The sequence below is a fragment of the Luteibacter sp. genome, from assembly GCF_036500425.1.
Classification (GTDB): Bacteria; Pseudomonadota; Gammaproteobacteria; order Xanthomonadales; family Rhodanobacteraceae; genus Luteibacter.
Window position 1 is genome coordinate 34,258 of the sequence record NZ_DASYCB010000060.1, and the last position, 25,653, is coordinate 59,910.

General features: G+C 65.0%; 23 protein-coding genes. 11 read left to right on the top strand and 12 right to left on the bottom strand.

Annotated features, from left to right (window positions below; all coding sequences use genetic code 11):
• Window positions 1-46: 46 nt before the first annotated feature.
• On the bottom strand, window positions 47-919 hold the full coding sequence (locus VGN46_RS15425) for an alpha/beta hydrolase (RefSeq protein ID WP_331644751.1): 873 nt from the start codon (window positions 917-919) through the stop codon (window positions 47-49).
• On the bottom strand, window positions 916-3,087 hold the full coding sequence (locus VGN46_RS15430; RefSeq protein WP_331644753.1) for a hybrid sensor histidine kinase/response regulator: 2,172 nt from the start codon (window positions 3,085-3,087) through the stop codon (window positions 916-918). Before VGN46_RS15430 ends, VGN46_RS15425 begins: the two co-directional genes overlap by 4 nt.
• A 675-nt stretch (window positions 3,088-3,762) precedes the next feature.
• Between VGN46_RS15430 and VGN46_RS15435 the strand changes: the two genes are divergently transcribed.
• Complete coding sequence (locus VGN46_RS15435) at window positions 3,763-6,789, top strand: TonB-dependent receptor (RefSeq protein WP_331644755.1); 3,027 nt, start codon at window positions 3,763-3,765, stop codon at window positions 6,787-6,789.
• Between the two features lie 92 nt (window positions 6,790-6,881).
• Here VGN46_RS15435 and VGN46_RS15440 read toward each other — a convergent pair whose 3' ends face one another.
• Both VGN46_RS15440 and VGN46_RS15445 read right to left on the bottom strand, forming a co-directional pair.
• On the bottom strand, window positions 6,882-7,403 hold the full coding sequence (locus VGN46_RS15440; protein ID WP_331644757.1) for a hypothetical protein: 522 nt from the start codon (window positions 7,401-7,403) through the stop codon (window positions 6,882-6,884).
• Entirely contained in the window at window positions 7,403-7,792 is a 390-nt protein-coding gene (locus VGN46_RS15445; RefSeq protein WP_331644759.1) for a hypothetical protein, read from the bottom strand. Before VGN46_RS15445 ends, VGN46_RS15440 begins: the two co-directional genes overlap by 1 nt.
• 245 nt (window positions 7,793-8,037) lie before the next feature.
• Here VGN46_RS15445 and VGN46_RS15450 point away from each other — a divergent pair, with 245 nt between their 5' ends.
• Entirely contained in the window at window positions 8,038-8,814 is a 777-nt protein-coding gene (locus VGN46_RS15450) for a ferredoxin--NADP reductase (RefSeq protein WP_331644761.1), read from the top strand.
• Window positions 8,815-8,889: 75 nt separating this feature from the next.
• Here the strand turns inward: VGN46_RS15450 and VGN46_RS15455 are convergent, their stop codons facing one another.
• On the bottom strand, window positions 8,890-9,540 hold the full coding sequence (locus tag VGN46_RS15455) for a serine/threonine protein kinase (RefSeq protein ID WP_331644977.1): 651 nt from the start codon (window positions 9,538-9,540) through the stop codon (window positions 8,890-8,892).
• Between the two features lie 95 nt (window positions 9,541-9,635).
• Here VGN46_RS15455 and VGN46_RS15460 point away from each other — a divergent pair, with 95 nt between their 5' ends.
• The 3 genes from VGN46_RS15460 (at window position 9,636) to VGN46_RS15470 (ending at window position 12,725) form a co-directional block, all read left to right on the top strand.
• Entirely contained in the window at window positions 9,636-10,406 is a 771-nt protein-coding gene (locus tag VGN46_RS15460) for a DUF3298 and DUF4163 domain-containing protein (RefSeq protein WP_331644763.1), read from the top strand.
• Entirely contained in the window at window positions 10,406-10,888 is a 483-nt protein-coding gene (locus VGN46_RS15465) for a DUF456 domain-containing protein (RefSeq protein ID WP_331644765.1), read from the top strand. The genes VGN46_RS15460 and VGN46_RS15465 overlap by 1 nt, the downstream gene beginning before the upstream one ends.
• A gap of 70 nt (window positions 10,889-10,958) precedes the next feature.
• Window positions 10,959-12,725, top strand: a complete 1,767-nt coding sequence (locus VGN46_RS15470) for a DUF885 domain-containing protein (protein WP_331644767.1) — start codon at window positions 10,959-10,961, stop codon at window positions 12,723-12,725.
• Between the two features lie 77 nt (window positions 12,726-12,802).
• Here VGN46_RS15470 and trhA read toward each other — a convergent pair whose 3' ends face one another.
• Entirely contained in the window at window positions 12,803-13,468 is a 666-nt protein-coding gene (gene trhA, locus VGN46_RS15475; RefSeq protein WP_331644769.1) for a PAQR family membrane homeostasis protein TrhA, read from the bottom strand.
• 43 nt (window positions 13,469-13,511) lie between these two features.
• Here trhA and VGN46_RS15480 point away from each other — a divergent pair, with 43 nt between their 5' ends.
• Together VGN46_RS15480 and VGN46_RS15485 are read left to right on the top strand one after the other, a co-directional pair.
• On the top strand, window positions 13,512-14,411 hold the full coding sequence (locus tag VGN46_RS15480) for a universal stress protein (protein WP_331644770.1): 900 nt from the start codon (window positions 13,512-13,514) through the stop codon (window positions 14,409-14,411).
• A gap of 282 nt (window positions 14,412-14,693) precedes the next feature.
• Window positions 14,694-15,356: an energy transducer TonB gene (locus tag VGN46_RS15485; protein WP_331644772.1), complete on the top strand. Its 663-nt coding sequence runs from the start codon at window positions 14,694-14,696 to the stop codon at window positions 15,354-15,356.
• 104 nt (window positions 15,357-15,460) lie between these two features.
• Here the strand turns inward: VGN46_RS15485 and VGN46_RS15490 are convergent, their stop codons facing one another.
• Window positions 15,461-15,751, bottom strand: coding sequence for a hypothetical protein (locus VGN46_RS15490; protein ID WP_331644774.1), 291 nt, complete (start codon window positions 15,749-15,751; stop codon window positions 15,461-15,463).
• Window positions 15,752-15,910: 159 nt separating this feature from the next.
• On the opposite strand from VGN46_RS15490, the gene VGN46_RS15495 reads away from it, so the two are divergent.
• Complete coding sequence (locus tag VGN46_RS15495; protein WP_331644776.1) at window positions 15,911-16,489, top strand: cysteine dioxygenase family protein; 579 nt, start codon at window positions 15,911-15,913, stop codon at window positions 16,487-16,489.
• 48 nt (window positions 16,490-16,537) lie between these two features.
• Complete coding sequence (locus VGN46_RS15500) at window positions 16,538-17,911, top strand: FAD/NAD(P)-binding protein (RefSeq protein WP_331644778.1); 1,374 nt, start codon at window positions 16,538-16,540, stop codon at window positions 17,909-17,911.
• 114 nt (window positions 17,912-18,025) lie between these two features.
• Here VGN46_RS15500 and VGN46_RS15505 read toward each other — a convergent pair whose 3' ends face one another.
• Together VGN46_RS15505 and VGN46_RS15510 are read right to left on the bottom strand one after the other, a co-directional pair.
• Entirely contained in the window at window positions 18,026-19,039 is a 1,014-nt protein-coding gene (locus VGN46_RS15505; protein ID WP_331644780.1) for a zinc-binding alcohol dehydrogenase family protein, read from the bottom strand.
• Window positions 19,040-19,061: 22 nt separating this feature from the next.
• Window positions 19,062-20,249: an MFS transporter gene (locus tag VGN46_RS15510; protein WP_331644782.1), complete on the bottom strand. Its 1,188-nt coding sequence runs from the start codon at window positions 20,247-20,249 to the stop codon at window positions 19,062-19,064.
• Window positions 20,250-20,367: 118 nt separating this feature from the next.
• Here VGN46_RS15510 and cls point away from each other — a divergent pair, with 118 nt between their 5' ends.
• Entirely contained in the window at window positions 20,368-21,789 is a 1,422-nt protein-coding gene (cls, locus tag VGN46_RS15515) for a cardiolipin synthase (RefSeq protein ID WP_331644784.1), read from the top strand.
• Window positions 21,790-21,943: 154 nt separating this feature from the next.
• The gene (locus VGN46_RS15520; protein ID WP_331644786.1) at window positions 21,944-22,711 is read left to right on the top strand and encodes a prolyl oligopeptidase family serine peptidase; all 768 of its coding nucleotides are present in this window, start codon (window positions 21,944-21,946) and stop codon (window positions 22,709-22,711) included.
• 119 nt (window positions 22,712-22,830) lie between these two features.
• Here VGN46_RS15520 and VGN46_RS15525 read toward each other — a convergent pair whose 3' ends face one another.
• The 3 genes from VGN46_RS15525 to VGN46_RS15535 form a co-directional block, all read right to left on the bottom strand.
• Window positions 22,831-23,223, bottom strand: coding sequence for a hypothetical protein (locus VGN46_RS15525; RefSeq protein WP_331644788.1), 393 nt, complete (start codon window positions 23,221-23,223; stop codon window positions 22,831-22,833).
• Window positions 23,224-23,252: 29 nt separating this feature from the next.
• Entirely contained in the window at window positions 23,253-24,479 is a 1,227-nt protein-coding gene (locus VGN46_RS15530; RefSeq protein ID WP_331644790.1) for an MFS transporter, read from the bottom strand.
• Between the two features lie 147 nt (window positions 24,480-24,626).
• Window positions 24,627-25,643 (bottom strand): Gfo/Idh/MocA family oxidoreductase, encoded by a 1,017-nt coding sequence (locus tag VGN46_RS15535; protein ID WP_331644792.1) that lies wholly within the window; start codon window positions 25,641-25,643, stop codon window positions 24,627-24,629.
• Window positions 25,644-25,653 lie beyond the last annotated feature (10 nt).

A 25,653-nucleotide genomic window follows, 5' to 3' on the forward strand; every position in this document is an offset into this window, starting at 1 on the left:
CCAAGGCTGCAACGATAGCGGTTCCGCGTGGCCGCGTCGCTTCGACCTATGGCCGATGCGCAGTGGCGCAAAGACCATGTTCGTCCAGGAAGGCTCGCGCATCGGCCAGCACGCGTGAGGCGGCCGGCGAGCGATTCGGGTTAGCCAGCACATGGGCGGCGTGGTCGTAAGCGATGAAGCGCCGTTGCTCGGGCGGCGTGCCCAGCCAGCTGAATGCCTCGCGCATCGCGGCGACCGATGTCAGCGTGTCGCTATCGCCCGGGCCGCCATCCCATGCGCCGACGAGGACGGGGCAACGGACCTGGGCAAGGTTGCCAGGCTGCATGCGCTCAATGAACAACCGGGCGATCGCACGGTATGCGTCGGAGTGGACCACCGATGACCAGTACTGCCGCTGGTACGGCGTGCGATCACCCGGCGGCACCACGGGCCCCTTCAGCAGCGTGGCTGCACGCAGCTGCTCCTCGTCGAAGACACGGATCCCGGGCGACCAGGTGATAAGCGCCGCCACGCAGTCGGGATAGGCGGCAGCGAGATCCAGCGCGAGTGAGCCGCCCATGGATGTGCTGACCAGAACGATACGCTCGCCCAGGGCGAGCCCGACCCGGAAAGCCGCGTCCGCATCATCGCGCCACGCCTGCGGGGATGCCCCGGCCATGGCCTCGGGTGCGTCCGTACCGTGGTCGTGCAGGCGATTCAGGTAAAGGTGCGCCCCGCAGGCCGCGGCCAGTGCGCGGTGCGCCGGCTCGCCTTCGGCCTGGCTGGCCGTGAAGCCATGCAGGTAGACGAGCGCAAGTGGCCGTCGAACGCGGGGTGCTCCCTCAAGGAACACGATGCGCGCCTCGTTATCGGGCTTCAGCCCGGGCATACCGCGTTCGCGTCGCTCAATCTCGTCCGCCAGCGCCTCCAGAGTGGTCACGCGGCGCTACCTGTGGGCGCGCTCGCGTGGCGGCGTTGCAAGGTAACGTAGTGGCCCACCGAACGGCACAACGCATCGAGTTCCGCCACGGCCGTATGCATATCGCCGCCGGCATCGATCAACACACCCAGGTCGTCGCAGACGCGGCTGGCACCGGGCACGCCAAGGTTACCGAGGACGTTGCGCAACGCATGCAACGATTCCGATGCCGCGGCGATATCGCGTTCGAGCATCGCCTCGCGCAAGGCATCGACGTGGCCATCGGAGGCCACCGAGCACAGATCGAGGAAGCTGGCGAACTCCGCGGGGCTGGCCAGCGCGCGCATCTCGTCGAGCGGCGTGGTGTGCCCGTGGCGCGTTTCGATCCCGGGGAGCTCGGGTTGCCACGCCCTCGCGGCGGTCGCCAGCGAGTGTTCGGCGGCGATCGTCTCGATGATATCGAGCAGGCGCTGGGCCGCGATCGGCTTGGTCAGGTAGGCGCGCGCGCCGGCCTTGAAGGCAATGCGCACGGCATCCTGGCTGGAATCGGCACTCAGCATCACGATAGGAGGCATCGCCTGGGTGCGCCGCAGGACTTCGATCCGTCCAAGCACATCCCAACCCGAGCTGCCCGGCATGTGCAGGTCCATGAAAATCAGATCAAACCCGCCCTGGCCAAGACGGGCCAGAGCTTCATCGCCACTGGCGCTGAAGACGCAATGGTGACCTGCCCGCTCCAGGATCCGTCCGACGATTTCCCGGTTGGCCGCATTGTCGTCCACCACCAGACATGTCTGCGGCACCACGCGGGCACGGTGCGCATCAAGGAGATCGACCAGCGGCACATCGGCCATGCTGCGCGCACCATGCGCCGCCCGGGGTATCGGGAAGCGCCAGGTGAAGATCGAACCACCCAGGGGGTTGTCGGTCACCTCGAGATGCCCGTTCATCTGCCCGGAGACATTCCGCACGATGTACAGGCCGAGCCCGACACCCTCCTGGCGCCGGCTCTCACCCACACTGACCTGTTGGAATGGATCGAAGATGCGCTGCTTGTCTGCATCCGCGATGCCAATGCCGGTATCGGCCACGGTGCAGGTAATGATCGGATCGCGACCACCGATGCCTTCGCTTAGCTCCACGCGCACATCGACCGTACCGCCGGGTGGTGTGAACTTCAACGCATTCGACGCCAGGTTGGATAGCACTTGCTCGATCCGCCCCGGATCGCCGGTGAACACCCCTTCCACCGACGCATCGCGGGATACGCTGAACCCGATGCGCCGCTCAGCGGCGGATGGGCGGCAGACCGCGCCAACCGTCGTGAGGACTTCGTCGAAGGCGAAGGCCTGCTGCCGAAGACTGAAACTGCCCCCGGCGAACGAGGCCACATCGAGCACGGCGTTCACGCGGTGCAGGAGCGCGTTGGCACTGGTCGAAAGCAAGGCGACGAGGCGGCGCTGGTCATCGCTCATCGCCGACGTATCGATGAGCGAGGCCGCGTGGATCACCGTACTGAGCGGCGTACGCATCTCGTGGCTCATCATGGAGATGAAACGATGCTGGGCCTCGCGTGAGGCGATCGCCTCCGCCGAGACTTCACGCAACGCATCGATCATGCGGTACAAGGTCATCGGCAGGACGACCGTGAGCGCCAGCGCGTAGAGCGCATAGGCCGGTCGGTTGACCCAATAGCCATCGGGCGCCACCACGGCGAGGATCGCCACCGAAGCGACGACGCTGGCGGCGAATGCGCGCCGGCTGTAACGCATGCCCACAGCCACGGAAAGGAACGGCAGCACCGCGGTCACGGTGATGACGAGCATGAAGCCCGCCTTGAGCAGCAGGGCCGCCATGGCAAAGTTCGCCACCTGCCCGACCGCATCGAGCTTGGGCGTGACCTTCAACCAGCCCGCGCGCAAGAACAGCATCCAGAAGGTGCTGGCGACAAACAAGGCAAGGGCGATGGGGAAGGCACCGTGGGACTCGCGTGCCATAGGCAACGGGCCATCGAGCCAGGCCGCGGTCCAGACCACGATGAAGCCGAGCAACACGGTGCGCACGAGCGATACGTGATGCTCGCGGAAGCTCGCCACGATGCGGTCGATGCGCGGATTGCGCAACCGCTCGGCGACCTCGCTGAGCATCACCGGCCCGGCACGCTTGCCGCTACCGCGATCGATCTTCATGCCAGCCTTGCTTCCACCACGTCCCCCGATACCCGCCTAGTCTATGTTCTGCGGCGAGACTGGCAAGTGGCACAGGCTGTTCGCTTTCGAATCTGACGAAATCAGTTACGTATGGCTTCGCCTGGCCGAATACCACGAACGACCGGCTTTCGAATGGTTTACCGGGTGCCGCTTTCACGGAACCCAGACCCATTTTCTGCAGTGACCTCCGGTGAAAGTGTAGCTTTTACCCGGGTCAAATAGACGAGTCGCAGGAACATTGAGAATTAGCACGATCCAAATGTGCATGAAACGTGAGTGAAACGAGGCATGTGAAGGGGCGTGTTCGAAAATTTCTTGCGGCTTTTCGTGGGCTATATGTAAACGTTTACATAATTCGACCAAGTCAGCATGAATTTACACAAATACCCATAGTTACTCGATTTTCTGCTGCGACGCAGCAATGCGTTCAGACGGCTATACGGCTATGCGTCGGTGTCTGAAAGACGCTAGACATCACCGCGGCCCTGATGTACATCTTCCCTGCAATTCATTTGGATCGAGGCAAATGGATTAGTTGCGACGGAGCGCGGGGAGGGCCTGCACTTGGCTCCAGCAAACGAAAGCGGCGGGCATGCACCCGCTGCTTCGGCCCCGTGTTGCCGTCAATTTCGGTATTAACCATTCGGGGAAGGCATGAAGCACCAGTTTCTCAATCGCAGGACCGCCCTGGCACTCGCCCTGGCTACCTGCCTTGGCGGTGTCGGCACCGCCTACGCGCAGTCGACCACCGGTAACCTCAACGGTTCCGTGCCGGCCAACGGCAACCAGACCATCGTCGTCGAGAGCACCAACGGCCTCCACCGCGAGACCAGCGTGGATGACCGCGGCCGCTACTCGCTGACCCAGCTGCCGCTGGGTACTTACACCGTCACGCTGATGCGTGATGGCACCGTGGTCGACACGCGCAAGAACGTCCAGTTGCGCGTCGGCGCCAGCACCGACGTATCGTTCGCCGCACCGGTAGCCGCCACCGCGACCGATGCAACCGCGCTGAGCGGCGTCACCGTGACCGGCACGGCCATGCCGCCGATCGACGTGACGTCGGTCGACTCGCGCACCGTGATCACCTCCGAACAGCTTGCGAAGCTGCCGCTCGGCCGCAGCGCCGAAGCCGTGGCTCGCCTCGCGCCGGGCGTCGTCAACAACGGCGGCGGCTTCACCAGCGATACCGGCCGTCCGCTCGCCAGCTTTGGCGGCGCGGCGTCCAACGAGAACGCGTACTACGTCAACGGTTTCAACACCACCGATCCGCTGAATGCGGCCGGCGGCCTGCAGCTGCCGTACGGCGCCATCGACCAGCAGGAGGTCTATACGGGCGGTTATAGCGCCAAGTACGGTCGTTCCGACGGCGGCGTGATCAACCAGGTGGGTAAGCGCGGCACCAATGAGTGGCACTTTGGTGCGCAGATCCTGTGGGAGCCGAATTGGGCGCGCGCCTCCGGCCCGAACATCCACTACGTGAATACGCCGTCCTCGGCACCGGCCGGTGACCTGTACCAGCCGAAGAGTCAGAACGACAAGTGGTCGACCACGGTCAGCGCTTACGCTGGCGGCCCGCTGATCAAGGACAAGCTGTTCTTCTTCGTCGCCACCGAGTTCGAGAAGCAGGGCTACCGCAACGTCAACGCCGTCGACAACAGCACGCCGGCCTCGACCAACACGTACAAGAACCCGCGCTGGTACGCCAAGCTCGACTGGAACATCAACGACAGCAACATCCTCGAATTCACGGATGTCGGTGACAAGCGCTCGGGTAGCGGCACGCGCTACGGCTACAACTACGTCGACATGTCGCGCACCAACACCATCGGCCCGGTGAACGACACCAAGGTCGGTGGCGATTTCTGGAATGCGAAGTACACCGGCTATATCACCGATAACCTGACCATCAGCGCTCAGTACGGCAAGATGTCGGTGAAGAACTACGACCAGGCCGGCAACTACGATCCGACGCTGGCCCGCGTCGATGGTTCGGGCAACCAGAATCCCGCACTCAACGGTGGTTCGGCGATCAAGAACACCCAGGTCGCTGACATCAGCTCGCCGGGCCGTGGCAACAAGTCGAACAACCTTCGTTTCGACGTGCAGTACGTGCTGGGCGACCACACGCTGTCCGCCGGTATCGATAACGTCAAGTCGCAGGTGCTTGATTTTGGTTCGATCAGCCCGGGCCCGGGTTACAGCTGGAGCTATGGCTTTTCGAAGGATCCGAACGAAGAGATCAATAGCACTCCGGGCCGCAACTTCGTCCCGGCACCCGCGCAGTTCGCCAACGGCCAGACCGGCTACTGGGTGAACAAGAGCGTCGTCTACAACCTGGTCAACGTGCGTTCCGACCAGAAGGCGCAGTACATCGAGGACAAGTGGCAGATCAGCGACCGCTGGCTGCTGTCGGCCGGCCTGCGCAACGATCAGTTCACTGACTACAACCAGTTCAGCCAGCCGTTCATCAAACAGACGCGTCCGCAGTGGGCTCCCCGCCTCGGTGCGGCCTGGGACGTGAATGGCGATGGCAGCTTCAAGGTCTATGCCAACGCAGGCCGGTACTATCTCGGCCTGCCGCTAAACCCGGCGACGGGTGCGGCCGCCGGCTACATCGCGACCCAGCAGTACTACACGTACTCGGGTATCGCCGCCGACGGCACGCCGCAGGGCCTGACCCAGATGAGCGGCGTGGTGTCGGGCAACAACTCGTACGGCATCCCGCCTGACCCGCGCACCGTGGCCGGCAAGAACCTGAAAGCGGAGAACCAGGACGAATACATCCTCGGCTTCGACAAGACGCTTGGGGATAACTGGACCTACGGTACGAAACTGACCTACCGCAAGCTCAACGCCGTCATCGATGACTTCTGCGATATCGACCTCGTCAAGAACAAGGCCGAAGCGGAAGGCCACACGGTGGGTTCGACCAACAGCTGCTACCTGGTCAATGGTGGTCATTCCAACACGTTCACCCTGCTCGACCCGGCCGGCAATGCGTTCACCACCGACCTGTCGCGCAAGGAAATGGGCATGCCGGCCACGCGCCGCAAGTACTACAGCGTCGAGCTCTTCATGGAGCACCAGTTCGATGGCGTGTGGTACGGCAAGTTCGACTACGTGTACTCGCGCTCGTACGGTAATACCGAGGGCCAGTCGCGTACCGACTCGCGCCAGAACGGCGCCGCCGGCAGCATGGACTGGGATAACAGCTATGTCATGAACTACGCCAACGGCCCGCTGGGTAACGACCACCCGCACGTGTTCAAGGCTTATGGTTACTGGCAGTTCGCGCCGGAATGGCAGCTGTCGAGCAACTTCCAGATCGCCTCGGGCGCCCCGGAAGTCTGCCTCGGCTACTACGGCCCGGGCCAGACCGATCCGGCCCTGTACGGCAGCGCCTACCACTGGTGTGATGGCCAGCCGTCGCCCCCGGGTGACAAGGGCCGCCTGCCGTGGACCTACCAGTGGGATCTGGGCCTGACCTACCGCCCGACCTGGGGTGGCGATCGCCTGGCCTTCTCGGCCAACGTGTTCAACGTGACCAACCAGCAGCGCGCCGTCTTCCGTTACCCGACGGAATGGCAGTCGCGTGGCACGCCGCACCCGCTGTACCGCGCACCGCTCATCACGCAAGACCCGCGTTATGGCCGCCTGTCGGTCACGTACGACTTCTAAGCTCGCTTAAAACGATCCCTGTGTGACGCTTGCGCCCACCTCTCGAAACCAGCACCTCCCCTGCTGGTTTCGAGAGGATAGGGCGCTTTTTTTTATGGACTCGCCGTCACGACGGGCTTGCCGTCCTTCAGCTCGAAGCGGAAGGCGTAGTCGCGGCTGAAGGGGGCGTTGGTGCGGGTCTGGGTGATGTTGCCGTGGTTACCTTCGCGTTCCTGCACCATCGTCATCGGCGTGTAGGTCCAGCGCATGGCAGCCTCGCGCGTGGCCGCGAAGAAGGCCTTGTGTGCGGCATCCGTTGCGCTGTCGAGATCGCGGACCTCACTGACCTTGCCTTCCCCATCGACGATCACCTTGGCGCGGACCACGCTGGCCGGCAGGTTCGAGGCGATCAGTGCGGCTGGATAGGCCGGCGGATCATTGGTGAGCGGCTGCGCGCCAAAGGCGCTCTGTCCTGACTTCATCTGATATTCCCCCGCCTTATCGGAGGGGATGGCCGAATAGCTGACTTTGCCGTCGCGCGACGGCTCTGCGGGTTTCACCGGCTCGTTCGGCGGTGCGTGGGCACAGGCGGCGAGCGATAAGGAAATGAGCAAGGAAAGAACGCGGTGTTTCATCAGACTTCTCCAGAGGCGGCGACGACCATTTCGATGTAGCTCAGGATCCCGGTGACCGGGATGTCGAATAAGCCGGCGTCGCCGTTGTCGTACGCCTGGCGCCACACGGCATAGCCATCCATCCAGCTTTCGTCATCATCGCCGTCCCCGGTGTACTCGAGCAGGCTGTTGTCCAGGGTCGCGCGCGCCACCGCCGCATGATGCATGGCCGGCTGGATACCGCCGGGCATCCGGTGGTTACGCAGCTTCACGCCCAGGATCGAGATGTGGAAAACCTCGCCGTCTTCTGCCTCGATGTCCTTCTTGCGGATGACGATCCGTGAGGCTTCCTCACCCGGGCGAGTGCGATAGGTCCAGGCCTGGCCCGGTGTGAACTCGGGTCGTGTCATGCGGAGGGCTTCCTAGGGAGGGAACGGCCCGATCTTAGACCAGGCCGAGACCGAGCGCGCCACCCAGGCGGCGGGAGCGATCCCAATGCCGTATCCTTATACGCCTGAGCCCGCACCCACCCCACGGGGGAGCGGCGCCACGCGCCAGGCAGCGCGGCCCGCGGGTCGCTTCCCCAGCTGATTCCAAGGCTTGCCGCGCGGGGCGCGGTGGCTTCGTCCCTATTTGTTCAGAGGCAACGCACACCATGGTGGCACTGGCGACCGAGCACGTCATCGACGTACATCACTGGAACGATTCGCTTTTCAGCTTCCGTACCACACGCGATCCCGGGTTCCGCTTTGAAAGCGGGCACTTCGTGATGATCGGCCTGGAAGTGGATGGCCGCCCGCTCATGCGCGCGTATTCCATCGCGAGTGCGCATTACGAGGAGCACCTGGAGTTCTTCAGCATCAAGGTGCAGGACGGTCCGCTGACCTCGCGCCTGCAGCACCTGAAGCCGGGCGATCCGCTGATCGTGAGCCGCAAGCCGACCGGCACCCTGGTCCTCAACGATCTAAAGCCGGGCAAGCGCCTTTACCTGCTCGGCACCGGCACGGGCCTGGCCCCCTTCCTGTCGATCATCCGCGATCCGGAAACGTACGAGCGTTTCGACAAGATCATCCTGGCCCATGGCGTGCGCCGTGTGAACGACCTGGCCTACTCGGATTACATCGAAAACGAGCTGCCGAAGCATGAATACCTCGGCGATCTGGTCCGCGAGAAGCTCATCTACTACCCGACGGTCACGCGCGAAGAGTTCAGCAACCGCGGCCGCATCACCGACGCGATCGCCGATGGCGAGATGGCCCGCGCCACCGGCCTGCCACAGCTGAATCCGGCGGAAGACCGGGTGATGCTGTGCGGCAGCCCCTCGATGCTCGACGACATCTGCGTCCTGCTCGATGGCGAAGGCTTCCAGGCATCCCCGCGCACCCGCGAACCGGGTGATTACGTGATCGAGCGCGCGTTCGTCGAAAAATAGCCCGACCCTGTAGGAGCGCGCTTGCGCGCGATGGGGCTTGCCGTTAGCCCCATCGCGCGCAAGCGCGCTCTTACATTATTTGCGGATGCGGCCCTGGCCTTCGTTGTCCCAGTAGCCGAACAGGCGGCGGGCGATGAGCTTGTAGAGCCGCTTGCCGGTGGCGCGCCACAGCCGCGAATGCGGCGCCGGCTGGGCCAGGATGCCGCGTTGCCGCACGCTAAGACGGTCTGCCGCGTAGGTGCGTTTGTGCTTCAAGAGATGGCGCAGGTCTTCGCGCGCCAGCAGGCGGAACAGCGCGCCGCGCCGCCCGCGCGTCCAAGCAATCTGGAAATCCACCAGCCCGGGGCTACCGTCTTCCCTCACCAGCCAGTTCGGCTCCTTGGCCAGGTCGTTGTGGACGATACCGCGGCGGTGCAGCACTGCCAGCAGGCGCAGGGCATCGCGGTAGTACGCCGGATCCAGCGGGCGCCCGACCTGCATGGGCTCGCCCGCCATGTAGCTGCGCTCGAGCACACGGCCATTCCACGCCAGCAGCTGCGGGACACCGTCGATACCCTCCAGCTTCGCCAGCGCCCGGGCCTCGCGGGCTGCGGCGCGCCGCGCGAACCAGCGCGCCCACCAGCGCGCCGCGGCGATATCACGGCGAATGAGTACGACGCCGTCGCGCTCCACGCGTTCAATCCGGCCGAGTTCATCGGCCTTGAGCAGGGTGACGCTTTCGCTCATCGCGTTGTGCACGCTGTTCCTTCGATACGTTGACGCTCTCTGCGCCATGCGGTGTCTACGCTAAGATGCGAACCTCGCAGGGAGAGAATGCCGAAATGCTGGTGCGACACATCCTGTCGCTGGTCATCGCCACCGCCGGGCTCACCGCCTGCCGCGACAGCGCCAACCAGACGAACGACGGGCAGACGCCACCGCCCACGCAGGCGAGTGCCGATAAGGATAACCGTTCCGGCCAGGAGGGCCTCTATACGATGGAGTTTTCACTCCCCACCCTGCCCACCCAGGCGGGTCCGCTGCGCCATGCCATCGATCGCTACGTCGACCGGCAAAAGCGCGCTTTCCTCGATAGCCTGGATGCGCCGGGCGCCCGCGCGCGTGCCCGGGAGATCCCATGGGATCTCAACCTCGATATCGCCGTATCGGCCCGCACCGATCGCTTCATCAACGTGCAGGTCGATGGCCAGGCCTTCACCGGGGGTGCGCACCCGGCACCCATCGTCGATAGCTTCACCTTCGACAAGGAGACGGACCGGGTGGTCAACATCCGTGAACTCTTCGCCGACCCGGATGCCGCGGAACACGTCTTTGCCTCCGAGGCCCGCCGCCAGCTCATCACCCAGCTGGACGACCAGGACGAACCCCTGGCCTCGGATACCCAGCTGATCGAGGAAGGCACCGCTCCCGGCAAGGATCACTACCGCGTCTTCAGCCTGCTGACCGGGCCCGACGACAAGGTGCATGGCCTTACCTTCATCTTCCCGCCCTACCAGGTCGCCGCCTATGTGGCCGGCCCCCAGGCCGTGGATGTGCCGAGCGGCGCCTTCGTCGCCTACCTCAAGCCGGAGTACCGCGAGGCCTTCCGCTGATGGACCTGGCCCTGTACCTGCTCTCCGCCGTGCTTATCGTCGGCGGTGTGGCGGGCGCGATCCTTCCGGTGCTGCCCGGCATTCCCATGATCTTCGGCGGCATCTGGCTCGCCGCCGCGGTGGACGCGTACCAGCACCTCGGCTGGGGCTGGCTGATCGCCATCGGGATCATCGGCGCGGTCGGGGTAGCCCTGGATTTCATCTCCGCCTCGCTGGGCGCCAAGAAGATCGGCGCGACGCCAAGAGCCTTGTGGGGTGCGGGCGTCGGCACCACCGTCGGCATGTTTTTCGGTATCCCCGGGCTCATCATCGGCCCCTTCGCCGGTGCCGTGGTCGGCGAGCTGTCGTCGGGCAAAAGCATCCTGCGCTCGGCGCATGTCGGCGTGAGCACCTGGGTCGGCATGCTCGTCGGCATGCTGGCCAAGGTGGTCATCTCGTTCCTGATGCTGGGCATGGCCGGGGTGGCCCTGCTGCTCGCCTGACCCATCCGTTGGCACATGGCAGCCCTGCGCGCGCCGGGCTAGTCTCCGGGCACTACCCGGGGAGATGCCCATGTTCCGACGCCTGACCCTTGCTGCCGCGATCACATTCGCGGTGGGCAGCCTGCACGCCGAAGCCGCACAGCCCGCCTGGATCGCGCGCAGCAACGCCGATGCCCAGCCACTGCTCGACCTCACCGCTCGCTTCAGCCCGGAATCCGCCACCGACATCGGCGTGAAGGGCTACGACGAGAAGACCGCCGACCTCGGCCCCGACATGGACAAGCGTCAGCGCGCGGCCCTCGTCGAGGTACGCGAGAAGCTGCAAAAGCGCCTCGCCGAAGAAAAGGATCCCAATGTCCATCAGGACCTGCAGATCCTCATCAAGCAGATCGATGGCAACATCAAGGGCATCGACCTCAACGACAAGTACATGCTGCCGTGGTTTGACGCCGGGCAGATGATCTTCAGCGGCGAGTTCTCGCTACTGAACGCCGAAAGCACGCCCGAGCAGAACAAGGCCGCGCTCGGTCGTCTGAAGTGCTACGTCGGCACCGCGCCGGGCTGCACGCCGCTGGTGGATCAGGCCAAGGCACGCACTACCGAGAAGCTCGGCGACAAGAAGCTGCTCGGCCCGGTCAAGGCCGATGTCGAGCAGAAGCTGGGCAACACCCAGCGCTACGTCGATGGCATCCGCAAGCTGTTCGCCGAGAAGAAGATCAGCGGTTCGGACGAGGCCATGGCCGCGCTCGACAAGCAGTTGAAGGATTACAACGCCTGGGTGAAGAAGACCGTACTGCCGCGCGCGCGTACGGACTTCCGCCTCCCGGAACCGATGTATGCCTACAACCTCGAACAGGTCGGCCTCGACATCGCCCCGCGTGACTTGATCGATCGAGCGGAACTGGAGTTCATGGAGACCTCGTACGCGCTGCAGCAGCTGGCGCCGATCGTGGCGAAGGCCGAAGGCCTGCCCGATGGCGATTACCGCGACGTGCTGAAAGCGCTAAAGAAGAAGCAGCTCGCAAAGGACCAGGTCGTTCCGACGTACCACACGGTGATCGGCAAGATCGAAGACACCATCCGCAAGCAGCGGATCGTCGAGCTGCCCAAGCGTGAGCTGGCCATGCGCCTGGCATCGGAAGCGGAAAACGCGCGCACGCCGGCGCCGCACATGGATCCGCCGCCCTTCATCAACAATACCGGGCAGCGCGGCACCTTCGTCCTTACCACCGGTAACCCGCCGACGAATGGCGACGCGTCGCAGATGTACGACGATTTCACCTTCGAGGCAGCCGCATGGACGCTGACCGCGCATGAAGGCCGCCCCGGCCACGAGCTGCAGTTCGCCGCGATGGTGGAACAGGGCGTGTCGCTGACCCGCAGCCTGTTCGCCTTCAACAGCGTGAACGTGGAAGGCTGGGCGCTGTACGCCGAAGCGGAAATGGTGCCGTACGAGCCGCCTGCAGGCCAGTTCATCGCCCTGCAGTTCCGCCTGTTGCGCGCGGCGCGTGCGTTCCTCGATCCGATGCTCAACCTGGGCATGGTCACCCGCGAGCGCGCGCACGACATCCTGGTGCACGACGTAGGTCTTTCCGAACCGATGGCACGGCAGGAACTGGATCGTTACACGCTGAACTCGCCAGGCCAGGCCACCGCGTATTTCTACGGCTACTCGCGGATCCTGCAGCTGCGTGCGGAGACGCAGGTGCAGCTCGGCGACAAGTTCGACCGCAAGGCGTTCAACGATTTCCTGATCGCCCAGGGCCTGCTCCCGCCCGAACTACTGGCCGAAGCCGTCCGCACGCGCTTCATCCCGGAACAGCAGAAAAAGAAGTGAACATGTAGGAGCGCGCTTGCGCGCGATGGGTCTTGTAGCAAGCCCCCATCGCGCGCAAGCGCGCTCCTACACGAGCTTTATTTTCCGGCGTCGGGGATGACGTAGAGAAGAATCGACAGGTAGTGCAGCACGCTGCCTGCCAGCACGAAAAGATGCCAGATCGCATGCCCGTAAGGCATGCGCCGCGAGATGTAGAACGGCACACCGGCGGTGTAAGCCACGCCGCCGGCGAACATCAGGACCAGGCCGCCGGTCCGGACGTTTTCACGCAAGGGTTCGATCGCCACGACGGCCACCCAGCCCATCAGCACGTACATCACCACCGCCGCCCTGCGATAACGCTTGAGCATGCCCAGCTCGGCCGCGCTGCCAATGATGGCCAGGCTCCAGATGGTGCCGAACAGGCCCCAGCCCCACGCACCCGGCAGCGCTAGCAGCGTGAACGGCGTATAGGTGCCGGCGATCAGCAGAAAGATCGCGATGTGGTCGAGCGTACGGAACACCTGCTTTGCCGGCCCGCTCGGCACCGAGTGGTACAGCGTGGACGCGGTGTATAGCAGGATCAGTGTCACGCCAAACACGGAACTGGCCGCTACGGCGCGCGTACCACCGCCATATAGCGCTGAGAACGCCACCAGGACCGCGAGGCCGGCAATGCTGAGCACGATGCCGAGGCCATGGATGACGCTGCTCGCGATTTCTTCGCGAAAGCCGTAGCGCGGATCGGCGCTTTCGAGGGTCATGGGGGGTTCCGCAGTGCACAAAACAGGTCTCCGAGGGTACCCGATGCCACGCCCTGATGCGAAACATTCGCAACTGGGGCTTGCCTCGGCGGAGCGGGCGGTGTTCCATGCGGGCATGACCCTCGAACTTCTCCTCAATGTTCCGCGCCTGCCTCTGCAGGGCGCTGGGCTGCGCGCGGCTCTCGCCATGGCCACCCGGATCGGCGCGCGGCTCGATGCCATGCATGTGGTCGACATGCCGGCCGCCGCCTTCACCGTGCCCGAAGCCGTGCCCATGCAACTGGATGCGGTGCGCCAGCGGGCGAGCGAGGCGCGTGCCGTGGCCGGCGACTGGGGCGACCTGCTTACCGCTCAGGGCCTCAAGGGCAAATGGCGCGTAGGCAACGGGGATACCGTCACCCTGCTCACCCACGCCTCTGCGGGTTACGACCTGGTCGTGATGGAGCGCTCGTCCACCATGCGCGGCGATGCACCGGTCGGCTTCGGCGTCGTTTCTCGCACGGTGTTTGGGGCCAGTCGCGGCGTGCTGGTGGTTCCCGATACGGCACCGGTCGAGACCCTCGGCGACAACGTCCTGGTCGCCTGGAGTGGTAGCCGCGAATCGGCGCTGGCGCTGCGTTCGGCGCTGCCGCTCCTGCGCAAGGCAGGCAAGGTGACGGTGATCGATGGCAGCCGTGATGAGGATATCGGCACCTGCGCCCTGCCCGACACGGACATCTGTGGCTGGCTGGATACGCATGGGGTGAAAGCCGAAGTGCGCAAGCTCGACGAGGCGGCCTTGTCGTCACCTGGCCCCGAATTGCTCAAGACGGCGCATGACGCAGGTGCCGACCTGATCGTGATGGGCGCCTGGGGGCGTTCGCGGTTGTCGGAACTGGTGCTGGGCGGGACCACCCGCTACCTGTTCATGCAGTCCGATATTCCGATGCTTGTCGCGCACTGAGCGGCGGATCGCGCGCAAGCGCGCTCCTACAGGAGTCTGCGCAGGTGTTGCGCGCAATCCGCCGCCCTGTGTAGGAGCGCGCTTGCGCGCGATCGGGTTGCCGATCGGTCAGGGCTGACCGAAATAGCCGTCTGAATGAAACTATTGCAAGTTTCTTCGAAGCCTGCCTAATCTGAACCCGGACCTGAACACGATCCCCGCCAGTCCCCACTGGCCGTGTTCCCGACCATGCAGCACGCAACTACTACGCAACACCTTCACCCACATTGAAGGAGGTGGCTCATGTCGTTCGCCCGTCCGCAGGCCCTGTCCGGCATTCATCCGGATACCGTCCGCATCGCCGCCATGAGCGCGGCGATCGCCCTCAACGCCGCCGCGCTCATCGCCGTCATGCGGCCGATGGTGGCCGAGATCGTCACGTTCACGCCCACACCCCGCAGCATCACGCTGATCGACCACCCGACCCCGCCCAAGCCGATACCGATCCCGGATATCGAACTGAAACCGCTGCCGAAGGCGGTGCCAAAAACGCCGGTCGTGCACCACGAAATGGCGCCACCGCCGCCGCAAGCGCCAGCGACGACCTCCGATGAAGGCATGCTCCAGGCGCCCCCCGTCGTGGCAGCGCCGGCAACGCCCGGCCCCGCCGTGGAAGCCGCCCCGGTGGAGATGTCGTTGGCTTACGTGGCCGCGCCGGCGCCGAAATACCCGCAGCAGGCGATCCGCGGCCACATGCAGGGCACGGTCACCCTGCGGGTACTCGTGGATGAAAGCGGCAAGCCGCTACAGGTGGTGGTCGAGAGCAGTAGCGGCCACCGTGTGCTGGATGACGCGGCCCGCAACCAGGTGCTCGGTAGCTGGCGCTTCCAGCCGGCCGTGCAGAACGGCCAGCACGTGAAGGCATGGGCGAGAATCCCCGTCACCTTCGACCTACGATCGATCTAAGCCTTTGTAGGAGCGCGCTGGGATTGCGCGTTTATCCCCTCTTCGGGGGCGATGGGGCTTGCCGCAAGAGCCATCGCGCGCAAGCGCGCTCCTACCTATCAAGGTTAGCGCGGGGCGGGCATGACCACGACATCGGGCTTGCGGGTGGCGCGGGCGATGAGCCACACCAGGCCGACCAGGAAGGCCACCGGGATCAACACCGGCAACAGGGCCAGCGCCACGACCGGGGCGATGGCCAGCATGAGCACGCCACCGACAAGGGCGCCCACGATGCTGGCAACAACATGGAAGACGCCGCCGATGATGCCGAATACCAGCTTGAGCATGGCGCCTACCAGCGCGAAGGCTAGCCAGAAACCAGCGAAGAGGACGACGAGCGAGGTCATGACGATCATGGTGGGTCTCCGTGCAACGGCCGCCAGGTGGGCGGTGCGATGGTTCGATGCTGGATTTTCTCAAAGGGTTTAAAGGCGGGCTGAAAGAAGGGGGTTACGCATGTTTAACAGGCGCCATGCTCCACTGGCGCCAGTCGATTTACCGGGGCGGCCCGTTCCATGGGTAAGCGTTCTTCCATCATCAAAACCTTGCGAGACATCGCGTTCGATCATTCGGATGCGCATGTTCCTGACCTCGCCTCCATGGGGCGCGAACTGGGCCGTGCCTTGCATGCCCGGCATGATGAGGTCATCGAGGCACTGGGCGCCCTGCGCGAGCGCCACCGCGGATTCGAACGGTGGATGATCGCCGAGCGGGCCAAGCCGGCGGTCAGTGTGCTGGTCATGGCCTGGCCACCCGGCTACGCCACGCCGGTGCATGACCATGGCGGCCTGTGGGGTCTGGAAGCCACCATCGCTGGCGCGCTTGAGGTTGAGTCCTTCCTCAAGGATGGCACCGACGAAACCTTGCGCAGCACCGGCCGTACCTGGCTGGGCCCCGGCGATGCCACCTGGTTCGAAGGCGCCGAGGAGCACGTGCACCGCTGCCGCAATTTGTCGCGGCATGACACGGCGCTCACGCTTCACGTGTACGGTGGTGATCTGGCACAGTACCTCGCGTATGAGCAGCCCGGTCCCTCTGGACACTGGATCGCACGACCGAGGCAATCGATCATTGCGGGACGCCTGACGGCCTGACGGTCTCACGGCCCTCCACCCCAACCCACGGGCGAAGGACCAGTACACATGTTTCAAAAAGTCGCCATCATCGGCGGTGGCGCGGCAGCGGCGACGCTGGTGAGCGAGCTCCTCGAACGCAGGACGCCGAAGCCACTGCACCTCACGTGGTTCGCCGGCAGCGCTCAGCCGGGCCGCGGGGTCGCCTATGGCACGCCTTCCGACCGCCATCTTCTCAATGTGCGTGCCGCATCCATGGGCATGTTCGTCAGCAAGCCGGGCGGCTTCCTTGAGTACGCCCAGGCCCTCGATCCCAGCGTCAAGGGTTCGGATTTCCTTCCGCGTCGCCAGTACGGCAATTTCCTGCAGACGCGCATCGATGCCGCTATCGGGAACGCCGGCCAGTTCGGCCACGACATCAACCGGATTCCGTTCGCCGCTGAATCGCTGGTGCCGTCAAGCGAAGGTGTCACGGTCGGCTATGGCGAGGAAGAAGCGCACGCCGAAGCCGCGGTGCTAGCGATCGGCTCGCTGCCGCCGCGCCCGCTCGTCGGGGTGGATGACGCCGCACTGGCCAGTGGCCGCTATGTCACCGATCCGTGGCCCTACCTGGCGGCCGCCGAACCGGACGACCGCCCTTTGCGCGTCCTCGTCATCGGCCTTGGCCTGACCGCGGTCGACGTGATGCTTGAGCTATCGGCGCGCTGGCCGAATGCGAGCTTCACCGCGCTTTCCCGGCACGGCCACCTGCCCGAGCCACATCTCGCCGCGGCGTCTGCGCCGGGCGATGATGGTAACGAGCTTGCCGAGCAGATGCTCGACGATCCGAACATCCGCGGCTGGCTGCATCAACTACGCGATGCCGCGACGAATGCCGATGATTGGCGCACCGTGGTCGACGGCATGCGCCCCCATACGCAAGGCCTGTGGCAGTCGCTGCCCGACGCCGAGCGGGCACGCTTCCTCCGCCACGCGCGCTGGGCCTGGGAGCGTGCGCGCCATCGCATGCCGCCACAGGTGCACAAGAAGGTGCACGCGCTCGAGGCTGCCGGCAAGCTGCACCGCCTGCGCGGCCGCATGCAGTCGGTCGCGTCGCGCATGGATGGCAATCTCGACGTCGTCCGCCGCATCACCGGGTCCGACGACACGCTGACGGAAACCTACGACATCGTCATCCAGACCGTGGGCCTCAACACCGATACGGTTCGCACCGATCACACGTTGATGCGCCAGTTGGTCATCGATGGCCTGGTGACGCCCGATCGCATGGGCCTGGGTCTCGCCGCCCAACCCGATGGCCACCTGCTCGATGGCAACGGCAAGCCACGCGGCAACCTGTTCGCGATCGGCAGCCTGTTGCGCGGGGCACTGTGGGAATCCACGGCCATCCCCGAGATCCGCAAACAAGCCCAGTCCCTGGCTACCCTGCTAACCGCCAAATAGCCCACACCCCTGTAGGAGCACGCTTGCGCGCGATAGCCCTTCGCGAAAGAGCGCCAGGACCGGTTGCCACGTCGCGAAAAGCCATCGCGCGCAAGCGCGCTCCTACAAGAGGTGTTAGAAACCTTCGAGCACCACTTTGCCGATGCTCGCGCCGCTTTCCACGAGCTGGTGCGCGCGGCGCACGTTGACCGCGTTGATCACACCAAGGTGCTCACGCAATGTGCTGCGGATGACGCCCGCGTCGACCAGGTTCGCCACCTCATCCAGCAGGTGTCCTTGCTCGCCCATGTCATCCGTGTGGAATGCGGAACGCGTGAACATGGATTCCCAATGCAACGCAATGCTCTTGACCTTGAGCAGCCGCACGTCGATCGGCTCGGCCGGATCATCGATAAGGCCGATGGCGCCCTGCGGCTTCATCAGCTTGGGGAACGCGGCGAAATGCTGTTCGGTCTTCGTGAGGCTCAGCACGTAGTCCACACCTTCCGGTGCCACCGCCAACACCTCGGCATCCAGTGGCTTCGCATGATCGACAACATGGTGGGCGCCCATCGCCTTCACCCATGCACGCGTCGCATCGCGCGAGGCCGTACCGATGACGGTAAGCCCGGTGAGGCGGCGCGCCAGTTGCACGGCCATCGAGCCGACGCCGCCCGCCGCACCCACGACCAGCAAGGTCGCTGGCTTGCCCTGCGTGCCGCGCGGCATACGCAGGCGATCAAACATGAGTTCCCAGGCCGTAATGGTGGTAAGCGGCATAGCCGCGGCCTCCGCCATGCCCAGGCTGGAAGGTTTGCGACCGACCAGGCGCTCATCGACGAGATGGAATTCCGCGTTGGCGCCGCTGCGGTTACGATCGCCTGCATACCACACGGCGTCACCCACCTTGAACCGGCGCACCTCAGGGCCGACCGCTGTCACGGTGCCGGCGACATCCCAGCCCAATACGTTCGTCTCACCGTTCGGATCCACTCTCTGACGGACCTTGGTGTCCACGGGGTTCACCGAGATGGCCGCGACCTGCACCAGCAGGTCGCGGCCCGTGGCGGCGGGCATGGGCAGGTCGGTATCGACAAGGCTCTGCGGATCGTCGATGGGCAATGAATGACGGTAAGCGACGGCTTTCATGGGCGCGGCTCCGGGAGAGGAATCAGACGCACTCGGCAGCGAGGCGCGCAGGGCGGCGGCGCTCCAGTGCAACACTGGCCATCGTAGCAAGCAGGCCGGCCACGGTGACAGCCGCACCAGCCAGGCTCACCACTGGCATGCCGAAGCCCGCTGCGATCACCGCACCGCCCAGCCATGCCCCACCCGCATTGCCCAGGTTGAATGCTGCAATGTTCAGGGTCGACGCCAGGTTCGGCGCATCACCGGCCACGTGCACCACCCGGGATTGCAGCGGCGCTACGGTCGCGAACGACGCGATGCCCCACACGAACACCGTGATGATCGAGGCAACCGTGCTGTGCATGGTCCATGCGAAGGCAGCCATGAGCAGCGCCAGCACCACCAGGATGCCCATCAACGAGGGCATGAGACGCCAGTCGGCCAGGCGCCCACCCAGCATGTTGCCAATCGTGGTGCCGAGGCCAAACAGCACGAGCACCGCGCCGGTCCAGTGCGGGCTCACGTGTGACACCTCCTGCAGGATCGGGGCGATATAGGTGAACACGGTAAACACACCACCGAAGCCGAGCACGGTCATGCCCAGGGCGATCAGCACCTGCGGCTCACGCAGCACGCGCATCTCGGTGGCCATGTGTGGCGCTTTCAGGTTTGGCAGCGCCGGCACGAAGCGCGCCACGGCCGCGGCGGCCACGACACCCAGGACCGTCACCGCCCAGAACGTGGAGCGCCAGCCCGCCCACTGGCCAAGGAACGTACCGAACGGCACACCGAGCACATTGGCCAGGGTGAGGCCGGCGAACATCAAGGCGATCGCGCGGGCACGCTGGTTGGCAGGTACGAGGTGCGCCGCCACGACGGCACCGATGCCGAAGAACGAACCATGGCAGAACGCGGCGACGACGCGGGCCATCATCAAGACTTCGTAGTTTGCCGCGACGGCGCATAAGGCGTTGCCGATGATGAACAAGCCCATCAGCAACAGCAGCGCGCGCTTGCGCTCCAGCTTCGCGGTCAGTGCGGCCAGCAAGGGCGCGCCGACGGCCACACCCAGCGCATAACCAGAGACCAGCATCCCCGCCGCCGGGATGCCGACATGCAGGTCAGCGGCCACCTCGGGCAACAGGCCCATGATGACGAATTCGGTGGTACCAATCGCAAACGCGGCCACGGCCAGCGCGAGCAAGGGCAGACGGGAAGAAGACGAACCCATAGGATAGGCTCCGAAGAAGGAGAGGATGCGTGCATTTTCCGGTTAAGCCCGCTCGGCAAAAACGCCCCGGCGCGACAAAGACTCTTGCCGCAAACGTGAATATCGGAGCGCTCCAGGCATGATCACCACCCTGATCGCGGTTGCGGCCCTGGCCTTGCATGCCGCAGGCGTCATGGCCGCCATGCACGCGGTGATGAACACCCGGACCGCCCAGGGGGCCTTCGCGTGGGTGCTGGGGCTCGTCCTGGTGCCTTATGTCACCCTGGTCCCCTACCTGTTCCTGGGCGCCAGCCGCTTCGGCGGCTACGTGGACTTGCACCGCCAGCGCCAGGCGCGCTTCTTCATGCTGCATGCCGAAGCCGAGCACCCCGCCCAGCCCGGCGTAGCCCCGCTCCCCCAGGCCGTGCACGACCCACGCTACAGCGCGATCGGCCACATGCTGAAGACAGCGATGCACGCGGGCAACAACCTGTCGCTGCACATCGATGGCGATGCCGCGTTCGAGGCGATGTTCGCCGCCATGTCGCGGGCCAATCACTATGTCCTCGTGCAGTTCTTCATCATCCACGATGACGGGCTCGGTGGGCGCCTGCGTGACGCATTGCTGGCCTGTGCCGAACGCGGCATCCACGTATGCCTGCTCTACGACAGCATCGGCAGCCATGCGCTGCCCGACACTTATGTGGAGTCCCTGCGCAAAGGCGGCGTCGATGTGCGCCGCTTCGCCACCCGCCGTTTTCGCAATCGCTTCCAGCTGAATTTCCGCAACCACCGCAAGGTGGTCGTTGTCGATGGCGAGCGTGGCTTCGTCGGCGGCCTCAACGCTGGCGATGAATACCTCGGCCTCAAACCGCCACTCGCCCCCTGGCGCGACACCCACATGCAGATCGAAGGTCCCGCGGTGGCCGACCTTCAACGCGTGTTCTCTGAGGACTGGTACTGGGTGACCGGCGAGCGGCCGCCGCTGATGCCACCGCCCGAGCGCTGTGGCCGGGCCAGCACGATGATCGTCGCGACCGGCCCCGCCGATCGCCAGGAAAGCTGCTCGCTGTTCTTCACCCAGGCGATCCACGCGGCAAAGAAGCGGGTGTGGATCACCAGCCCGTACTTCGTACCCGACCAGGCGGTGTTTGGCGCGCTGCGCCTCGCCGTCTTCCGCGGCGTGGACGTGCGCATCCTCATACCCTCGCGCCCCGACCACCGCACGGTCTACATGGCCACCACACTCTACGCGCACGAAGCCAGCGTCGCCGGCATCCGGATGTTCCGTTACCTGCCCGGCTTCGTGCACCAGAAGGTCATGCTGATCGACCACGACACCGCCGTCGTCGGCAGCATGAACCTCGACAACCGCAGCTTCCGCCTGAACTTCGAGATCTCCGCGCTGAACATCGACCCGGTCTTCGCCATGGAAGTGGAGACCATGCTGAAGGATGACTTCGCCCAGGCGGACGAGGTCAACCCGAACGACTACCGGCGCCTACCCTACCTGCGCCGGGTGGCCCTGCACGTAGCGCGGCTGTTCGACCCGGTCCTCTGACATCTTGCCGTAACGCAGTTACTGCGCTTCACTCCCGTAGGAGCGCGCTTGCGCGCGACATCTTTCGCCTCGACGTCGCAGGGCCTTTGGCGGTTTCGCGGAGAGCTATCGCGCGCAAGCGCGCTCCTACATCGACCTCAGGAGATCCCCGCGTATGCTCCGCACCCTCGCCTTCCTTACTGCCGCCGTCCTGGCCGGTACCGCCAGCGCCGCGCCCGCGCAATTCGCCGAACGCTCGGTCGATGTGCACGGCAAGACCTACCGCTACCAGGTCTTCATTCCCGCCGATATCAAGACGCACCCGGCCGTGGTGCTCTTCCTGCACGGTAGCGGCGAGCGCGGCAACGACAACCAGAAACAGATGAGCCAGGGCCTGCCGCCGTGGCTCAAGGAACACATGGATTTCCCCGCGGTCGTGGTGATTCCCCAGGCACCGGATGACACCGAGTGGACCGATCCGGCTGACGCGAACATGGCCCTGGCCGCCCTCGAGCAGAGTGTGAAGGAGTTCGCCGGCGACCGTAAGCGCCTGTACCTGACCGGCCTGTCGATGGGCGGCTATGGCTCGTGGCAGCTGGCCGTCGACCACCCGGACATGTTCGCCGCCGCGGCGATCATTTGCGGCGGCATCACCGCCCTGCCAGACCCGGAAGGCCGCAACCTGTTCGTCCACGGCGCGCCCAAGGGCAGCGATCCGTTCGAATGGGCCGCGCAAAAGATCGGCAAGACGCCTGTGTGGATCTTCCACGGCGGCGACGACGACGTCGTGCCTACCGAACAGTCGCGGAAGATGAACGCAGCGCTGGTCAAGCGCGGCGCCGAAGTGAAGTACAGCGAATTCCCCGGCGTAAACCACGGCTCATGGATGAAGGCCTACGCCACGCCCGATCTGTGGACCTGGATGTTCCAGCACCACCGGTGAGGCGAATCGCGCGCAAGCGCGCTCCTACAAAAAGCACGCAGATCCTATGTAGGAGCGCGCTTGCGCGCGATGCCCCCACGACCGCTACCCCTGTAGGAGCGCGCTTGCGCGCGATGCTCCTAAGGATTGCGCAGGTGCCCGATCAGATCCTTAAATCCACCAGAAAACACAGCCCAGCCAATGCTCGTGCCCACCAGCGCACCCAGCATTTCGAACAGCACGCGCAAACCCATCGAATCCGGGTCATGCACCGCGGCCAGTTTCACCCGCAGCAACAGCGGCGACTGGATCGGCACGAAGTTGAAGTAGAACGAATTCCAGATGTCCTCGCCACCGACGAGGACGAACGCCGCGATCACGGTGATCGTGAGTTCGATACCAAGGTTCCAGCCGTTCGCCTTCGCGGCCAGGTGCACCAGCAGGTAAAGCACGATGCCGGCCAGCAGCGCGATGCCACCGACCTGCAAGGCACCGTCGATGCCGTAACCCATCCAGCTGCGATCAAAAGGCATGGTGCCGACTCGTGGGGATCAGGCGGGCATTATGCCCGCGCGTCGGCGGTTTCGCTGCGTAGCGGACGGCCATGGCGCACATACAGCACAAAGGACAGTGCTGCGGCCGCCAACGTCGTGGCACTGGCCACCAGGAAAATCGCGGGGTAATCGTAAAGTCCCGCGACCCAGCCCCCTACCGGGCCGGTAAGGCCAAGGGCCACGTCAAGGAAGACCGAGTACGCGCCGAGCGCCGCACCGCGGTTGTGGTTGCTGACGCGGCTCACCGCCTCGACACCCAACGCCGGGAAGACCAGGGCGAAGCCTGAGCCGGTCAGCGCCGCACCAGCGAGCGCCGCGTGCGGGGTCGTGCCGTACCACATCAGCAGAAGGCCCAGGCATTCGACCACCAGCGAAATGATCGCCACCCGGTAACCACCGAACGTGTTGATCGCGTTGGCAAAGACCAGGCGAATGCCGATGAAGCAGCCACCGAACACGGAAAGCGACAACGCGGCGTCCTGCCAGCCGCGGCTGGCGTAGTACAAGGCCACGAACGTGGACAGCGCGCCGAAGCCGATGGACCCGAGGGCCAGGCCGGCGCCATAGGCATACACGCGCGATAGCACGCTCTTGAACGGCAGGCGTTCACCGTGAGTAGGAGGCACGTGGGCCTTCAGCAACGCGAGCGGCAACGCCATCGCGCCCAGCGCGAAGCCAACGACGCCAAGCGAGATCAGGCCGAACTTTTGCGACAGCGCGACGCCGAGCGGCGCACCCAGCGCAATGCCGCCGTAGGTCGCGATGCCATTCCACGAAATCACCCGTGCCGTGTGCTCGCCGCCGATACCGGCGATACCCCAGGTGATTGCCCCAGTGCCAATCCAGCTTTCAGCAAAGCCGAGGCCGAGGCGACTCATGAGGATCAGGGCCAGCGAGAGCACCGGCATGCCGGGCGCGAGACCACCGAGGGCCAGGAAGAGACCGGCGAGCGCCAGCACGATCAAGCCCGCGGTCACGGCCCGTTTCGGCCCCATCGCATCGGCCATGCGCCCCGCATAGGGCCGGCTCAACAAGGTCGCAATGTATTGCGTGCTAACCGCCAGGCCGGCAATGACCGTGGAATAGCCCAGATCGTTGTGCACGTAACCCGGCAGCACCGCCAGCGGAATGCCGATGCTCAAGTAGCAAAGGAAGGTGAAAACGACCGCGGAAAGGATCCGGGCGGTGACGGCGAAGCGCCGTCCGCGATGGGGGACAAGAGAGGGTAAGGGCATGGCGACTTCATTATAGAGGCTTATGCTGCGCTGCGACATCGCGCCGCATGAAGCCTTTTTCATCAACGCCCCAACCCCTGTAGGAGCGCGCTTGCGCGCGATCGGGCGTGCCGCGAGCACCCATCGCGCGCAAACGCGCTCCTACCGTTACGTCAGGACAACGGGTACCCCGGTTTGCTGGGACTCGCGCAGGGCGACCGCGATGCGGGTGGCTTCGACCGCATCGTCCATGGTCAGGTCGAAAGGGGTGTCGTCGAGTACCGCATCCACGAAATGCCGGGCCTGGGTCACGAAGGCGGGGGCGAAGCGTTCGTAGAACGAGGGAAGGACGGTGTTGCGCACGCCGGCGGCGTCCGCGATTTCCACGCGATCGGCGCGCGGGTTGCGGCCAATGCTTACCTTGCCGGCGGTGCCGGTAATGTCGGTGTGCGTGTCGTGGCCGTGGGCCTGCGTGCGTGAGGCATAGAACATCGCCATCTGGCCGCCTTCGAACTCGACGATGGCGATGCCGTTGTCGACATCCTTGATCGCATCGAGCGGGGGGTACATCGCAACGGTACCCGTGGCGTAGACCTTCTTTGCCTTCGGGCGGCCGAGCAACCAGCGGGCGAGGTCCACATCGTGCACGCTGCAATCGAGGAAGATGCCGCCGCTGGTCGGCGCAAACTTAAGGAACGCGCCGGTTGGATCGGCGAGGTCGGTAGTTTGCGAGTACACCAGGAACGGCCTGCCGATGCCGCCCGCCTCGATATGCATGAACGCATGCCGATAGCTTTCATCGAAGCGGCGGACGAAACCGACCATCGCCCGCTTCGACGATTGCGCCGCATGCGCGGCGGCACGGCGGCAGTCTTCGAGCTCGAGCGAGAGTGGCTTCTCGCAGAACACATGTTTACCAGCATCCAGCGCCTGCTCGATCTGCGCGGCGTGCAGCGAGGTCGGCGTGACCAACACCACCGCGTCGATACCCGGATCGGCCAGCATCTGCTCATAGGTTTCATGGAGGGTCGGCACACCCAGCGTATCGCGCGCCCACGCGCGCTCGCTTTCCACCGGGCTGCACACCGCCACGAGTTTCGCCCGCGGCACGGCCCGGGCGAGATTTTCAGCGTACCGCTGGCCTAGCCGGCCGAGGCCGGCCAGGCCGATACGAAGTTGGGTCATGACTTGCGAC